The sequence below is a fragment of the Embleya sp. NPDC059213 genome (assembly GCF_042754445.1).
Classification (GTDB): Bacteria; Actinomycetota; Actinomycetes; order Streptomycetales; family Streptomycetaceae; genus Embleya.
Genome location: NZ_JBHZAV010000032.1, coordinates 32,850 through 47,798 on the forward strand (window position 1 = coordinate 32,850; position 14,949 = coordinate 47,798).

Consider the following 14,949-nt stretch of genomic DNA (forward strand, 5'->3'; position numbering starts at 1 on the left):
CGGTTTCGACGATGGGGGCATCGGTCGAAGCGCCGCAGGCGGCCCGGGTATCGATGATTTCGTGAATCCGGGGGGATTTTCGTGCACGCTCGCACTTCCACACTGTTTGCCGCCGTCACCGTTTCGGTGCTCGGCGTGTCCGTACTGACGGGTTGTCAGGCCAAGGACGGGGACAAGGACGACCGGAGCGGCCCGCCGGTCGCCACGACGGCGGGGCCGGTCGACCCCGCGGTGAGCCCGGCGTCCGTACCGTCGGCCAAGGGCGAGCCGGGCACGGCGAAACCCTCGACCTCGGCCCCGTCCGCGCGGCCGACCTCGGCCGGGCCGCGCAGACTCCAGCCGTCCGCCCGGGCCGGCGGCCTGGCCAAGCTGCTCGCCGGCGGGCCCACCGACGTTCCGGTCGACCCGGGCGAGGTGCGTCACCCCACCAACAACGTCCTGGTCGCGGCGTTCGGCGCAAGCTCGGCGGGCCCGCGCTCGGTGTTGTTCGTCGGCGTGGACGGGCTGACCGGGATCGACGGCAAGCGGCTGGAGCACATGGTGCGCGGCATGGTCGAGTACGTGAACGGCAGCGGCGGCAGCGTCCCGGACGGGGCGACGATGAAGGACTACGACCCGGGGCAACTGGGCGGCACGCTGGAGTGCATGCCGGCCTCGGTCGCGCAACCGGCGGCGATCTGCGGGTGGGCGGATCGGTACACGACGGCCGTGGCCTATTTCGAGCAGTCGTCGGCGGACCAGGCGGCGGCGAAGTTCAAGGCGATGCGCGCGGATCTGGAGAAGTAGCGCGCCGTCGGCGACGCGCGGGCGCCGACCCCGGTTCGCGCGTCGCTTCCCGGTCGTACCGTCGTTGTACCGGGTGCCGACGACATGCGGCCGGACCACGGGGCGGTGGGGGCGATGAGCGACGGATACGACGGGTGGCAGGGGCCCGGGACCGGCGGGGCGGGGTATCCGACCGGTCCGCCGGGCCGAGCGCCGCGCGGTTCGCGGGACCGGTTCGCGCTCGTGGCGGGCGTGCTGGGCAGCGTGCTGGTGGTGCTCGCCGCGGTGGTGGTCGTGCTGGTCTTCCTCGACCCCGGCGACGACGGCCCGCGTCGGCCGCGCGGCCTGCCGACCGCGCCGGTCGCCGGGCGGGTCGCCGGGCCGCTCGCGATGCCGGCCACGATCGAGGCCAGGGGTCCGGTGGCCCGGAGCGCGCTGCCGACCGCGGTCGGCGAACTCGACGCGACGATGGGGCGTACCTTCACGGGCGTGCGAACCGAGGTCTTCGGTGGCGGACGGACCAGCGAGACGGTGTTGCTGACGCTGGCCACCAGGCGGGACACCGCGCCTGCGATCTACGTCCGGGACTTCGTGCCGGCGGTGCCGGTGACCGAGGACCCGGCCGTGCCCGGCCCGCCGGGGTTGCTCCGCTGCTGGAGCAACCCCGCCACGGCGATGTGTCTGTGGGGCGACGAGCAGGACCTCGTCTACGTCAGCGACGGGGCCGGCGTCGCCCACGCCCGACTGGTGATCGCGAACGTGTACGCGGGCAGTGCCCGCTAGGACGGTCCGGCGCCGCTCGGCTCAGGCGCTCTTGTCGCGCCGCTCGCGCTTGACCACGTCGCGCGGTACCAGCGTGGGGTTGACGTGCTTGAGGACCACCTGGTCGGTGACCACGACGCGGGCCACGTCCTTGCGGGAGGGGACCTCGTACATCACCGACTGGAGCACCTCTTCGAGGATCGCCCGCAGGCCACGCGCACCGGTGCCGCGCATGATCGCCTGGTCGGCGATCGCCTCCAGCGCCTCCATCTCGAAGTCCAGCTCGACACCGTCGAGTTCGAACAGCCGGCGGTACTGCTTCACCAGCGCGTTCTTGGGCTCGGTCAGGATCTGGATGAGCGCCTCGCGATCCAGGTTGTGCACCGAGGTGAGTACCGGAAGCCGACCGATGAACTCCGGGATCATGCCGAACTTCAGCAGGTCCTCGGGCATCACGTCGGCGAACGAGTCGGCGCTCTCCACATCGCGCTTGGAGCGGATCTGCGCGCCGAAGCCGATGCCCTTGCGGCCGACCCGGCCCTCGATGATCTTCTCCAGGCCGGCGAACGCGCCGCCCACGATGAACAACACGTTCGTCGTGTCGATCTGGATGAACTCCTGGTGCGGGTGCTTGCGCCCGCCCTGCGGCGGCACACTCGCGGTGGTGCCCTCGATGATCTTCAGCAGCGCTTGCTGGACGCCCTCACCGGACACGTCGCGGGTGATCGACGGGTTCTCGCTCTTGCGAGCGATCTTGTCGACCTCGTCGATGTAGATGATCCCGGTCTCGGCCTTCTTGACGTCGTAGTCGGCCGCCTGGATCAGCTTCAGCAGGATGTTCTCGACGTCCTCGCCGACGTAGCCCGCCTCGGTGAGCGCGGTCGCGTCGGCGATGGCGAACGGTACGTTCAGCATCCGGGCCAGGGTCTGCGCCAGCAGCGTCTTGCCACAGCCGGTCGGCCCGAGCAGCAGGATGTTCGACTTGGCCAGTTCGACGCCGTCGTCGCGGGACGCCTTGGCCGACTCGCCGGCCTGGACCCGCTTGTAGTGGTTGTACACCGCCACCGAGAGCGCCTTCTTGGCGACTTCCTGCCCGACCACGTAGCCGTCGAGGAACTCGTAGATCTCCCGTGGCTTGGGGAGCTCCTCGAACTTCAACTCGGAGGACTCGGAGAGCTCCTCCTCGATGATCTCGTTGCACAGGTCGATGCACTCGTCACAGATGTAGACACCCGGACCGGCAATGAGCTTCTTCACCTGCTTCTGGCTCTTTCCGCAGAACGAGCACTTGAGCAGGTCGCCACCGTCACCGATGCGTGCCACGAGGTGCATCTCCTTCGCCTGGGCCCCGGATGTCCCGGACCTGGTGCCTGGTCTTTCGACGGTACCCCGCCGGAATCTCCGATCCCCCGGTTTTGACCATCAACCGGTCACCGTTGTCCGGTCGGCGGCAAGCCGCCGACCGGGCGGGGACACTAGCCGACGACCTTCCGAGGTGCGGTGATCTCGTCGATGAGGCCGTACGCGAGCGCCTCTTCGGCCGTCAGAATCTTGTCGCGCTCGATGTCGTCGCGAACCTGCTCGATCGGCCTCGTGCTGTGCTGCGCGAGCATGGTTTCCAGCATGGTGCGCATGCGCTGGATCTCACGAGCCTGGATCTCCAGGTCGCTGACTTGCGCGCGCCCGGTTTCACTGTACGGCTGGTGGATGAGGATGCGGGAGTTCGGCAGCGCCATTCGCTTGCCCGGAGTTCCCGCGGCGAGCAGAACGGCGGCGGCGGAGGCCGCCTGGCCCATGCACACCGTCTGGATGTCGGGGCGCACGAACTGCATCGTGTCGTAGATGGCCGTCAGCGCGGTGAAGGAACCGCCGGGCGAGTTGATGTAGATCGAGATGTCCCGATCGGGGTCCATCGACTCGAGCGTCAGGAGCTGCGCCATCACGTCGTTCGCGGACGCGTCGTCGACCTGGACACCCAGGAAGATGATGCGCTCTTCGAACAGCTTGGTGTACGGGTCCTGCTCGCGGATGCCCTGCGACGTGCGCTCGATGAAGCGCGGCAGGACGTAACGGCTCTCGGCGCTGCGCGAGGCCATCGGTGCCAGGCCCTCGGGCCGGTGGAACAGATTGTCATTCATGGAAATCTCAGCCCTCCGGGACTGCGGACTCGACTCAGTGGCTGGGCGACCTGAAGCTGACCGGGGCTGGTTCGGCCGACGTGTCAGCGGTGTCGGGGCGCCGATATCAGCTCGTGCTGCCGGTGTTGGGCACCTCGGCCGCACTGCGAACCACGTGGTCCACCAGGCCGTATTCCTTGGCCTCCTCGGCGGAGAACCAGCGGTCGCGGTCCGAGTCGTGCTCGATCTTCTCGGGGGTCTGCCCGGAATGGTGCGCGATCAGGCGAGTCATCTTGCGCTTGGTGCGCAGGAGCTGCTCGGCCTGGATCTTGATGTCCGACGCCGAACCACCGAGACCGGCGGACGGCTGGTGCATCAGGATCTCGGAGTTGGCGAGCGCGATGCGCTTGCCGGGGGCTCCGGCGGTCAACAGGAACTGGCCCATCGAGGCGGCCAGGCCCATCGCGACGGTCGCGACATCGTTGCTGATCCACTGCATCGTGTCGTAGATCGCCATGCCGGCGGTGATGGAACCACCGGGCGAGTTGACGTAGAGCCAGATGTCCTTTTCCGGGTCCTCTGCGTTCAGCAACAGGAGCTGGGCGGAAATCGCGTTGGCGATCTGGTCCTCGACCACCGAGCCGAGGAAGATGATCCGCTCGCGCAGCAACCGGTTGTAGACCTGGTCGTCGAGCCCCATCCCACCCGGCTGAGATGCACGCGAAGTGGGCACCGCGAGCCCCGGAGTCACGATCTGCGGATTCGTCACGTATCCACCTGCTCGTTTCCGACGGCAATCCCGAGCCGTCACGAAGTCGACCTTGGGAGGCACCTGCGTTTGTGGCGGGTGACCCCCTTCGTACAGCGACCCTAACGCGCGGATCGTCGCAGGCCATCCCAGACTCAGGACTGTTCGCCCAGAGCGCAGCAGGGCGATATCCGGGCGGTAACGGGGTAGTCGCGCGGATCGTCACGGCGGGCGAGGGCGGTCCCGGGGTCGGGGTGCGGCGCCGCGTCGGGGTGGGCCGGGCGTCGCGGTGGGCGCGGGCGGCGGCGTGGGTCACGGTCCGGCGCGGGTCACCGTCCGGTGCGGTGGAAGGGGTGGACGACTCGTGCGTCGGGGTCGCCCATGTAGAAGTAGAGCTCCGGAGCCGCCCGGGACCCGCGGATGTACATGGTCCAGGAGCCCGGCTCCGGAGCCCGGGTCGGCGCGGTCGGCGCGCTGCGCGGCTCGGTCGAGGTGCTCGGCTCGACCGCGGGCCGCAGGACGACGGAGGCCGCCACGCCGCCGGACCCGGGCGTCGAGAACCAGGTACCGCAGCAGATCGGTGATCTCCTGGCCGACCACCGGCGTGGTCCCGGCCAACCGTCCGCGCACCTGGTTCATCCAGTCCTGTGGGGTCCCATCCGGATGGGACCGGTCTCCTCCGGGGCGTGCAGCGCCCGCTCGGCGCTTTCCGCGCAGCCGTTGAAGACACCCACCATCCCCCGCAACCAGGCGAGGTCGACTCCGAAATCAGCGCCCATGCGATCCCCCGTACGCCTTGGACGAACCCGGCCCGGGCCGGGATGTTCGGACCACCGGACCCAACGTGTGGAGCGGATCGAGTGACGGGTCATCACGATCCGTATGTCACGCGCCGGGTCCGAATCGCCCGGACATGCCTCGTTCGGGTCGCCGAAACGCACGTGGGCCCGATCACCAACCGACGGTGATCGGGCCCACGTGTGGGGTGCTGCGGGAAGCGCTCACGCCGCGATTCGGGCGGCGGTCGCGGTTCGCGCGGGGGGATGGATCAGGCCTCGGCCTTCTCCTCCTTGGCCTCGTCCGACGCGGCGACCTCTTCGGTCTCGGCGTGGTCGTGGCCCTCGTGGTCGTCCGCGTCGTCCGCGTGCAGGTCGACACCGAGGCTGACCTCGTTGCCGGACGCGTCCTTGGCCTTGGCGCCCTTGGCGATGACCTCGAGGGCCTTGCCGCGAGCGACCTCGCCGACCAGGACCGGCACGTAGCCGGACTGCATGACCTGCTGCGCGAACTGGTCCGGGCTCATGCCGGACTGCTGCGCACGCTGGATGAGGTGCTGGGTCAGCTCTTCCTGGTTGACGGAGAGCTGCTCCTTCTTCACGACCTCGTCGAGCACGAACTGGGCACGCATGCCCTTGCGGACGCTGTCCTGGAGCTCGGTCTCGTACTCCTCGGCGCTCTGGCCCTGGATCTCCAGCCACTTGGCCAGGTCCATGCCCATCATGCCGAGCTGCTGCTCGAGCTGACCACGACGCTGCTCGATCTCCTCGGTGACCACGCTCTCCGGGAGCGGCACCTCGATCTGCTCGAGCAGGGCTTCCAGAACCTTGTCGCGACCCTCGTTCTGCTGGTCGTGCAGCTTCTGGTGGTCGAGCTTCTCGCGCAGGTCCGCCTTCAGCTCGTCGAGCGTGTCGAACTCGCTCGCGAGCTGCGCGAAGTCGTCGTCGAGCTCGGGGAGCTCCTTGGCCTTGACGGTGGTCACCACGACCGACACCTCGGCCGTCTGCCCGGCGGCGCTGCCACCCTGGAGCTCGGTCTCGAAGGTCTTGGTCTCGCCGGCCGACGCACCGATGACGGCGGCGTCGAGGCCGTCCAGCATCGTGTCGCCGCCGATCTGGTACGACATCGCCTTGGCGACGCCGTCCTCCAGCACCTCGCCGTCGACCTTGGCCTCGATGTCGACGACGACGGTGTCGCCCTCGGCCGCGGCCCGCTCGACGGTGTTCAGCGCACCGAAGCGGTCACGCAGCTCTTCGATCTTCTCGGCGACGTCCTCGTCGGTGACGGTGATGTCATCGACCTCGACCTCGATGCCGGAGTAGTCCGGCAGCTCGATCTCGGGACGGGTGTCGACCTCTGCGGTGAACTTCAGATCGGCGCCGCCGGCCAGCTCGGTCACGTCGGTGACCTCGGTGACCTCGGGCTGGCCCAGGACGCGCAGCTCGTTCTCCTCGACGGCCTTGCCGTACGAGGAGGACAGGATGTCATCGAACGCCTCGACGAAGACGGCCTCACGGCCGAAGCGCTGGTCGATGATGCGCGCAGGGATCTTGCCCTTACGGAAGCCCGGGACCGTCACCTGCTTGCCGATCTTCTTGTACGCCGCGTCGAGGCTGGGCTTCAGCTCCTCGGAGGGAACCTCGACGGTGAGCCGAACCCGGGTCGGGTTCAGCGTCTCGACGGCGCTCTTCACGGTAAGGGTCTCCTTGCTGCGGGCTGTTCTTCCGGGCCTGTGCATCTTGCCTGACGGCACACTGAAGGTTCAGAACCGGTGCTACCGATCCATCCTGCAGCGAATTCATGATGTGGTGGTCGGGGCGGGGAGACTCGAACTCCCGATCTCCTGCTCCCAAAGCAGGCGCGCTAGCCACTACGCTACGCCCCGTGGCGCCCGATGAAGTCTAGAGGACGACACGCTAGAGTCTGCACTGGCCGCGCACCAATCCGCTAACCTAGGCGCCACGTGCACGCCACACCAGCTGCGGGTGTAGCTCAATGGTAGAGCCCTAGCCTTCCAAGCTAGTGGTGCGAGTTCGATCCTCGTCACCCGCTCCAAAGGTAAAGGCCCAGGTCAGAGGCAGGTTCTCTGATCTGGGCCTTTGTCGTGTCCGGATGTTTGGTGGGCGGCGGGCCGAATTCGTGCCGGATGGCCGGGACGTTGGTCCCCCGGCCGGCCGACCTTCGTCCCGACTCTTCCAGCTCTTCGGAGTAGTTTTCGGCCCCGGCGCCCTGTGAACCGCCCGCACCTTCGCATCGAGAGCGTCGGCAATCTCACGATCGTGGGTGTTTTGACTGGTGTGCTCGGTGAAGGCGTGGCGATGCCGGGTGGCTATCGCTGGTCGGCGGCGGCGCGCCGGACTGGGGGCTGTGCCTTTTGAGCCATCGGGTGGTGGCGCCCGGGGGTGCCGGGTGTCGCCGTGGCGGACCGTGGGGCCATGGCCGCCGATCGGGATGGGTGGGCGTGGGGCCTGGAGCGGGCCGGCGGCGGGGCCGGGTGCGGCTTCGGGGGGCGGACCCCTACGGGAGGTTGATCGCCGTGATGCCGGCGAGGACCAGGATGGTCGCGGTTATTCGGTGGCGGCCGTAGGTCTCGTGGAAGATCAGGGTGCCGATGATCGCGCCGAAGACGACCGAGGTTTCGCGGAGGGCGGCGATCGTGGCCAGGGTGCCTCGGGTCTGGGCCCAGATGACGAGGGTGTAGGCGGCCAGGGACATGGCGCCGCCGAGTAGGCCCCAGGCGCGTTGGCGGTTGGGTTCGGCGGCGGGGTCGCGGCGGCGGCGCAGGACCAGGATGGTCGGCGCCGATTCGAGGACGAACAGCCAGGCCGCGTACGACATGGCCGAGCCCGACGAGCGGGCGCCGACGCCGTCCAGGACGGTGTAGAGCGCGATCGCGCAGCCCGTGGCCAGGGCGGCGAGCACGGCGGCGGCCTCGGCGCGGCGCGGGATGCCGCCGGCCAGGGCGAGCACGAGCATGCCGGCCGAGATCACCACCACGCCGACGGTCTGGGTCACGGTCAGGTATTCGTGCAGCAGGGTCGCCCCGATCAGCGCGGTGACCCACGGGGAGGTGCCGCGGGCGATCGGGTACACCTGGCCGAAGTCGCCCAGCCGATACGTCTCCAGCAGGAGCAGGTTGTAGACGACGTGCAGGGCGGCGGAGCCGAGCAGCCACGGCCAGGCGCCGGCGGCCGGGACGCCGACGAAGGGCAGGCAGGTCAGGCCGATGGCCAGGCTCGCCACCTGGATCATCACCATCGTGCCGAGGCGGTCCTTGAGGCCGTGCGCGAGCGCGTTCCAGGCCGCGTGCAGGCCGGCCGAGCCGAGGACGGCGACGGTGACCGCCGGGGTCACGCGCGGCCGCGCGGCAGGGGGCGGACGGCCGCCCCGCTTCGGCGTTCGGCCGCCGCGGCCGGCTTCTCGGCCGTCGGCGGAGTCTGTCGTGTCCGCAACTCGGGGACGGTTTCCGCCATCTGAGGGGACGTCACTCGGGACATCCAAGCACGCGTACCGGAATAATGACCGCCCATATGACGCACACCTCTTCCGCCCTCGCCTCGCTGCGCGGCCTCGCGCTCGGCGACGCGCTCGGCGCCCAGTTCTTCGTCCCCGACAACCTTCCGCACCTGGCCGATCGCAGCCTGCCCGAGGGCAGTTGGCCATGGACCGACGACACCGAGATGGCGTGCGTGCTGCATGCCGAGTTGACGTCGCACGGCACGGTCGATCAGGACGCGTTGATCAAGTCCTTCGCCCGTCGGCACGACTTCGATCGGGGCTACGGGCCGACCACGAACCGCATGTTGCGGCTGGTCCGGCAGGGCGGTGACTGGCGGGCCCTGGCCGCCGCGCCGTTCGAGGGCCAGGGGTCGTGGGGCAACGGAGCCTCGATGCGGGTCGCCCCGTTGGGGGCGTGGTTCGCCGACGACCTGGACGCGGTGGTGGCGCAGGCCACGTTGTCCGCCGAGGTGACCCACATGCATCCGGAGGGCATCGCCGGCGCGGTGGCGGTGGCCGTCGCGGCGGCGGGTGCGGCGACTCCGGACCAACCGGGCGCGGGCGACTTCGTGAGCTTCGTCCGCGATCGCACCCCCGCCGGTGTGGTGCGCGAACGGCTGGGCGCCGCACTGGATCTGGTGGATCGTCAGGACTCGGTCGAGATCGGCCGGTTGCTCGGCAACGGCCGCCAGGTGAGCGCGCCCGACACGGTCCCGTTCGCGGTGTGGTCCGCGGCCCGGCACCTCGACGACTACGCGGCGGCCTTCTGGTCCACCGCGAGCGCGGGCGGCGACGTGGACACCACGTGCGCGATCGTCGGCTCGATCGTGGGCATCCGGGCGGAGTTGCCCGCCGAGTGGACGGAGCACGTGGAAGCGCTGCCGGCCTGGTGGCAGGACGCGCAGGCGAACTCGCCGCTCAAATAGTTGGCAAAGTTCGCCGAGGTACCCGAAGATGAGGGCGCTCTCCTCGCGATGCGGCGATCGGCACCAACATGCCTGCCGGGCAAGCCGGTTCGCAGCGCGTCGCGGCAGAGCCCCGACTCGTTCGTCGCCGGCTGAACCGTCTTGTGGGGAGACGTGGTCCGGGCCGCGGGTTCGGTGTGTCGATTTCCCGAAGGCCCGCCACCCTCGTTCGCGGCCCGCTTCGTCGCCCTCCCGCGTCGAGGCGAACCGGCCCGGGCGTCGCGGCGGGCCGACCTTCCTCGGAGGAACTCGTTCCATGCGCACATCCATGTCCAAGCCGGCCTCGATCGTGATCGCCGGTGCACTGGTCCTCGCGGCCGCCGCGTGCGGTTCCGACGACGACAAGAAGGACACCGGGAAGGCGACCGCCGGTGCGCCGGCCACGCCGGGTCCGAGCACGCCGGCGGCCGACACCCGGCCGCCGGTTGCCCCGTCCTCGCCCGCCGGCGCGGCGTCCGCGCTGACCGGCCCACAGTTGGAGAAGGCCGTACTCACCGCCGCCGACCTCCCGCAGGGCGTCTACCTGACGAAGGCGGCGGCGGGGGCCGGCAACCGCGCGACCGCGACGCCCGCCGACTGCCAACCGCTCGTCGACCTGTTCCTGCCGAGGCAGGGCGCCATGAAGCCGACCGCCGCGGCCCAGGCGTATGTGTCGATCGGCAGCCCGATCCCCACCGGTGTGATCGGTGGCGAGTTGTTCTCCTTCTCGGGCACCGACGCCGAAACCGTGATGGCCAAGGGGCGCGCGGCCCTGAAGAACTGCGGGTCGGTGTCGACGAAGGACCCCGAGGGCGAGACCGCGACGACCAGGCACGCCGAGGTCGCCCACCCGAAGCTCGGCGACGACACCCTGGCGATCACCAGCACGCCCGAGGACGGCGGCGCCCGCGCGTCGATCGCGATCCGGGTCGGCTCCACGCTGATCGTGGTCGCTTCGGCGGAACTCTCCGGCAACACGGTCAAGCTGCCGGATCTCGCCCTGGTGACCAAGCAGGTCGAAAGGGTCACGGCAGCGGCGAAGTCCTGATTCCCGACCGGGACACCGGCGCGCGGGTGGCAAAGGCGAGTAGGTTCCAGCATGATGTTGCCGCTCTCGTTCGCTGCCCCTGTCGACGGGGTGGCCGCTCCGACCGGACACCGACGCTTCGGCTTCGAAGCGGCGAACTCCGCCCGACCCGGCGCCGGATGCCCCGCTCGCGGGTGGGGTGAGCGGGCGGCCGGTCGGCCGCTGTTCCGCTTCCTGACGGCCCATCGGATCCCGTCGGCCCGATCGCCGTCCTCGTCCGGCGTTCGGGCCGCCACCGGAACGACCGAGCTTCTTTGAAGGAATGCTGCATGCGCAAAATCGTGATCCGAGTGAGCACGGCGGTGATCGCCGGGACCCTGCTCCTGGCCGCCACCGCATGCGGTCGTGACGAGGAGGCGTTGGCGCGCAAGTACCCGAACGCGCCGACGGCCACGCCCGAGGCGGGCACCCCGGCGCCACCCGCGAGCACGCCCGCCGGCTCCGCCCCGCCGGCCCCCGCGCCGCCCGCCTCGGCCTCCTCTCCCGGCGAACCCCCGCCCGCGCTGCCACCCACCGACGAGTCCCCCGCCCCGTCCGGAACCGGCAACGGAACCGGCAACGGCAACGGGACCGACCCCACCGCCCAGGCCCGCCTCGACGCCGCCCTGTTGACCGCCGCGGAAATGCCGCCCGGCTCCTACGAGGCCGGCACGGACGGCACCGAGACCCGGGAGACCGCCCGGGACACCAACTGCCAGGCACTCATCGACCTCACCCGCCCCGGCCAGGCCGCCTCGGCACCGGCCGCCGCCGCCCAGGCGGCGGTGACCCGGGGCGATCCGACGCCGACCGGCTTCACCATCGTCGAGTTGTTCTCCTTCGCCGGTACCGGCGCACAGGACCTGTTCACCAAGGGCCGCGCGGCGCTGGCGAACTGCCCATCGGTCGCCTCCACCGACGGCGACGGCGCGACGAGCACCGACAAGTACGCGGCCATCCCGCACGCGTCCCTCGGCGACGAATCGCTGGCGATCGGCATGACCCCCCAGGCGGGCGGCGCGCTGGGCCTGATCGTGGTCCGGGTCGGCCCGACGGTCGTGGTGGTCAGCAACGCGGACCTGTCCGCGACCACGCCCGCCCTGCCCGCCGACGACCTCGTCACCCGCCAGCTCGGCAAGCTCCTGGCGAGCGCCCGACCGTAGGCACCGAACCAGGCGCGGCGGGGCGTGGACACCGGTCCGCGCCCCGCCGCCGAATCAGCTCGACTCCCGTGCCCGCAAGGTCATCTGCCACAGCGTCAGATCTCCCCGTACGTCCCCTTCGCCGACCGCGACGATGGCCTGCGCCACCGCACTCGTCGGCATCAGTTGTTCGAAGGCGACCGAGGTCAACCGGGGACGGACCATCTCGCACAGCGTCAGGTCGTCGGTGCCCACGACGGCGATCTGCTCGGGGACCCGGATGCCGACGTCGGCCAACGCGCCGAGCAGCAGGGCCGCGTATTCGTCGTTGTAGCCGTACACCGCGTCCGGGCGGCCCTCGCCCTGCCACTCCCGCGCGATCCGGGCGGCCTCGGCCGGATTCTCGGCCATCTCGACCACCCGGACCCGCCCGCCCGCGCCCTCCGCCGCGGCACGAAAGCCGGTGAGCCGCGCCAGGCCCAATTCGTCCAGGCCCGGCTCACGCGGCACCACCACGGCGAAATCCCGTCGCCCCCGCTCGACCAGGTGTTCGGCGGCCCGGCCCCCCGCCGCCACGTGGTCGACCTTGAGGCTGAGCGCGACCGGAACCGAACTCTCGCCCAGGGCCACCACGGCGATGCCCCGCCCGGCCAGATACTCGACGCCCTCGGCCGACATGCGTTCCGGCAGGACCAGCACCACCGCCGGATTCAGCGCGCCCCACGCCTTCACCGCCTCGATGCCGTGCGTGGCGGGATTGCCGTGGATCACCAGCGTGTGTCCCAGGACGTGCAATTCCCGGGCCAGGTCGTCCAGGAAGCGCTGGATCAGTTGTCCGAACGGCACCTCGTAGGTCGGCACGAGCACCAGGTCGGTCCGCCCGCGCCGCAACGACCGGGCGTCCGAACGCGGCTCGTAGCCGAGGTCGGCGGCCACCTCGCGGACCCGGCGTCTGGTCTCCTCCGGGACCCGGCTGTCCTGGACGTCGTTCATCGCGTACGACACGGTCGCGCGCGAAACGCCTGCGGCGCGGGCCACATCGGCCCCGGTCGGGGGGCGTCTCGTTGTGCTCATGGGGCGATTGTCGCCCAGATCGGGGCGGCGCCCGGCACCCGGGCCGCCGGCCGGCCCGCGTGTCGAGGCACTCGCCCCGAATGGCTGACTATGTGTCAGAAAGGCCCGGCCGCATCGCGGCCGGGCCTTCCGGGAGCATCCGAACAGGGTCACCCGATGAAGGTGATCCGGTCCGCCGCCGGCGGCGCCAGGGGCGCGCTCGCCGAGGAGTGGGCCGCGAAGTAGGCCAGCAGCGCGTCCAGGTCGGACGCGCCGACCAGCTTGTTCGTACCGGTCTTGAAGGCCGCGAAACCGTCGCCGCCACCGGCCAGGAACTCGTTCGCGCTGACCTTGTAGGTCGCCGCCGGGTCGATCGGCACACCGTTGAGCTTGACGCTGCCCGCCACGATCCGGGCCGCGCCGGTCTGCGCCCGGTCCACCGTGTAGGTCAGGCCCTTGGAGATCTGCAGGATCTTCGGGTTGGCCGCGTTCGAACCGGTGAACTGCTGTGCGAGCACGTCGAGTACGGCCTGACCCTTGAGGTCCAGGGTCTGCATCATGTTGGTGAACGGCTGCACCGTGAACGCCTCGCCGTAGGTGACGACGCCGTCGCCCTCGGCGCCGGCCGCCGCGAACTGCAGGTCGGACCGGATCCCGCCCGGGTTCATGAAGGCGATCTGCGCGCCGCCCTTGTCGGCCGGCGCGGTCGCCTCCAGTTGCGCGTCGGCGATCACGTCGCCGAGCGGCGACTCGGGCGTGGTCGCGCCGCGGCCGCGGATGTCGCCGGTGATGTACCCGATCGAGCGGTTGGCGACCGGAGCCGCGAGCTTTTGCCACTCGGCGAGCAACTGCGTCAGGTCCGGGGCCTTCGGGGTGTCCCGGCGCACGACGGTGTTCGTCGCCTTGACCGACGTACGCACGATGTCGCGCGTGCGCTTGTCGTAGGTGGCGTCGATCTTCGTGTACATCTTGCCGAACGACGAGGCGCTGGTGACCAGTCGCGGCTGCCCGGCCGGGTCCGGGATGTTGCACGAGTACGCCTGGTGCGTGTGGCCGGTGACGACCATGTCGATCGCCGGGTCCAGGCCCTTGGCGATGTCCACGACCGGGCCGGACAGACCGAGGTTGCCGCCCGCGTTGCAGTCGTAGTTGTACGCGTTGCTCGCGGGCAACCCGCCTTCGTGCAGCAGTACCACGATCGACTCGACGCCGATCAGGCGCAGCCACGGCACGATGTTGTTGGCGGTCTTGATCTCGTCCTTGAACTTCAGGCCCTTGACGCCCTCGGCCGTGACGATGTCCGGCGTGCCCTCCAGGGTCATGCCGATGAAGCCGACCCGGGCACCGCCCACGTTCTTGATCGTCACCGGCGCCAGGATCGGCAGGCCGGTGCGCTCGTCGAGCACGTTGGCGGCCAGGTACTGGAAGTCGGCGCCCTCGAACTTGCGACCGGGCGTGTAACAGCCCTCGGTCGGGTGGCAACCGCCCCACTGCATGCGCTGCAGTTCCTTCTTGCCCTCGTCGAACTCGTGGTTGCCCACCGAGGTGACGTCCAGGCCGACCTTGTTCAGCGCCTCGATCGTCGGCTCGTCGTGGAACAGCCCCGACAGGAGCGGGCTCGCGCCGATCATGTCGCCGGCCGCGATGGTCAGCGAGTTGGGGTTCTTCGCCCGCTCCGCGCGCAGTTGGGTGGCGAGGTGCTCGATGCCGCCGGCCGGGATCGCCACGGGCTTGCCGTCGGGGCCGAGTTCGGTGACGGTGCCGGCGGAACCCTGCGGTTCCTCCAGGTTGCCGTGCAGGTCGTTGAGCGCGAGGAATTCGAGGTCCGTCGTGCCGGTGGGTCGGCCGTGACCGCCGCGTGCGTCGGCCATGGCCGGGCCGGTCATCGCCAACAGGCTCGCGGCGACCAGGCCGGTGAGGGCGAGGCGACCGCGGCGTCGTCTGTTCCCGAGCATGGGATCCCTTCGGATGGCGCGCTCAGTGGTGACGCGCGTAGAAGTGGGCACTGAACGTGTCTCGCAGCCAGAGATTAGGGGCAGTTCACCGACCGGCACGAGACCTCACGCGAAACCGATGC

Annotated in this window: 13 protein-coding genes and 2 tRNA genes; 6 read left to right on the top strand and 9 right to left on the bottom strand. The window is 70.3% G+C overall.

The window, feature by feature from the left end:
* The first annotated feature begins 135 nt into the window (after positions 1-135).
* Positions 136-786, top strand: a complete 651-nt coding sequence (locus tag ACFXMF_RS14925) for a hypothetical protein (RefSeq protein WP_379991400.1) — start codon at positions 136-138, stop codon at positions 784-786.
* A 114-nt stretch (positions 787-900) separates the two neighbouring features.
* The gene (locus tag ACFXMF_RS14930) at positions 901-1,548 is read left to right on the top strand and encodes a hypothetical protein (RefSeq protein ID WP_360304479.1); all 648 of its coding nucleotides are present in this window, start codon (positions 901-903) and stop codon (positions 1,546-1,548) included.
* Positions 1,549-1,569: 21 nt separating this feature from the next.
* Here ACFXMF_RS14930 and clpX read toward each other — a convergent pair whose 3' ends face one another.
* The 6 genes from clpX to ACFXMF_RS14960 form a co-directional block, all read right to left on the bottom strand.
* Positions 1,570-2,850, bottom strand: coding sequence for an ATP-dependent Clp protease ATP-binding subunit ClpX (gene clpX, locus ACFXMF_RS14935; RefSeq protein ID WP_360304477.1), 1,281 nt, complete (start codon positions 2,848-2,850; stop codon positions 1,570-1,572).
* Positions 2,851-3,002: 152 nt separating this feature from the next.
* Complete coding sequence (locus ACFXMF_RS14940) at positions 3,003-3,665, bottom strand: ATP-dependent Clp protease proteolytic subunit (protein ID WP_360304475.1); 663 nt, start codon at positions 3,663-3,665, stop codon at positions 3,003-3,005.
* 106 nt (positions 3,666-3,771) lie between these two features.
* On the bottom strand, positions 3,772-4,413 hold the full coding sequence (locus ACFXMF_RS14945; RefSeq protein ID WP_371863129.1) for an ATP-dependent Clp protease proteolytic subunit: 642 nt from the start codon (positions 4,411-4,413) through the stop codon (positions 3,772-3,774).
* A gap of 308 nt (positions 4,414-4,721) precedes the next feature.
* Positions 4,722-4,928 (bottom strand): hypothetical protein, encoded by a 207-nt coding sequence (locus tag ACFXMF_RS14950; protein ID WP_379991399.1) that lies wholly within the window; start codon positions 4,926-4,928, stop codon positions 4,722-4,724.
* Positions 4,929-5,440: 512 nt separating this feature from the next.
* Positions 5,441-6,862 carry a trigger factor gene (gene tig, locus ACFXMF_RS14955; protein ID WP_360304471.1) on the bottom strand — a complete coding sequence of 474 codons (1,422 nt, stop codon included), beginning with the start codon at positions 6,860-6,862 and terminating at the stop codon, positions 5,441-5,443.
* 116 nt (positions 6,863-6,978) lie between these two features.
* Positions 6,979-7,054 (bottom strand) — tRNA-Pro (locus tag ACFXMF_RS14960).
* A 96-nt stretch (positions 7,055-7,150) separates the two neighbouring features.
* On the opposite strand from ACFXMF_RS14960, the gene ACFXMF_RS14965 reads away from it, so the two are divergent.
* Positions 7,151-7,224, top strand: a tRNA-Gly gene (locus ACFXMF_RS14965).
* Between the two features lie 462 nt (positions 7,225-7,686).
* Here ACFXMF_RS14965 and ACFXMF_RS14970 read toward each other — a convergent pair.
* Positions 7,687-8,523, bottom strand: coding sequence for a DMT family transporter (locus ACFXMF_RS14970; RefSeq protein WP_360304469.1), 837 nt, complete (start codon positions 8,521-8,523; stop codon positions 7,687-7,689).
* A 176-nt stretch (positions 8,524-8,699) separates the two neighbouring features.
* On the opposite strand from ACFXMF_RS14970, the gene ACFXMF_RS14975 reads away from it, so the two are divergent.
* From ACFXMF_RS14975 to ACFXMF_RS14985, 3 genes are all read left to right on the top strand, one after another.
* Positions 8,700-9,593, top strand: coding sequence for an ADP-ribosylglycohydrolase family protein (locus ACFXMF_RS14975; protein WP_379991398.1), 894 nt, complete (start codon positions 8,700-8,702; stop codon positions 9,591-9,593).
* 295 nt (positions 9,594-9,888) lie between these two features.
* Positions 9,889-10,659, top strand: coding sequence for a hypothetical protein (locus ACFXMF_RS14980; protein WP_360304465.1), 771 nt, complete (start codon positions 9,889-9,891; stop codon positions 10,657-10,659).
* 308 nt (positions 10,660-10,967) lie between these two features.
* Positions 10,968-11,840, top strand: a complete 873-nt coding sequence (locus ACFXMF_RS14985) for a hypothetical protein (RefSeq protein ID WP_379991397.1) — start codon at positions 10,968-10,970, stop codon at positions 11,838-11,840.
* A gap of 54 nt (positions 11,841-11,894) precedes the next feature.
* Here ACFXMF_RS14985 and ACFXMF_RS14990 read toward each other — a convergent pair whose 3' ends face one another.
* Both ACFXMF_RS14990 and ACFXMF_RS14995 read right to left on the bottom strand, forming a co-directional pair.
* Positions 11,895-12,893, bottom strand: a complete 999-nt coding sequence (locus ACFXMF_RS14990; protein WP_360304461.1) for a LacI family DNA-binding transcriptional regulator — start codon at positions 12,891-12,893, stop codon at positions 11,895-11,897.
* A gap of 149 nt (positions 12,894-13,042) precedes the next feature.
* Positions 13,043-14,827, bottom strand: coding sequence for a bifunctional metallophosphatase/5'-nucleotidase (locus ACFXMF_RS14995; protein ID WP_379991475.1), 1,785 nt, complete (start codon positions 14,825-14,827; stop codon positions 13,043-13,045).
* Between the last annotated feature and the right edge of the window lie 122 nt (positions 14,828-14,949).

Excerpts from the sequence above, each read along its gene's own strand:
- ACFXMF_RS14930 (WP_360304479.1), top strand. The coding sequence starts at position 901 with ATGAGCGACGGATACGACGGGTGGCAGGGGCCCGGGACCGGCGGGGCG.
- ACFXMF_RS14940 (WP_360304475.1), bottom strand. The coding sequence starts at position 3,665 with ATGAATGACAATCTGTTCCACCGGCCCGAGGGCCTGGCACCGATGGCC.
- ACFXMF_RS14975 (WP_379991398.1), top strand. The coding sequence starts at position 8,700 with ATGACGCACACCTCTTCCGCCCTCGCCTCGCTGCGCGGCCTCGCGCTC.
- ACFXMF_RS14980 (WP_360304465.1), top strand. The coding sequence starts at position 9,889 with ATGCGCACATCCATGTCCAAGCCGGCCTCGATCGTGATCGCCGGTGCA.
- ACFXMF_RS14985 (WP_379991397.1), top strand. The coding sequence starts at position 10,968 with ATGCGCAAAATCGTGATCCGAGTGAGCACGGCGGTGATCGCCGGGACC.
- ACFXMF_RS14990 (WP_360304461.1), bottom strand. The coding sequence starts at position 12,893 with ATGAGCACAACGAGACGCCCCCCGACCGGGGCCGATGTGGCCCGCGCC.
- ACFXMF_RS14995 (WP_379991475.1), bottom strand. The coding sequence starts at position 14,827 with ATGCTCGGGAACAGACGACGCCGCGGTCGCCTCGCCCTCACCGGCCTG.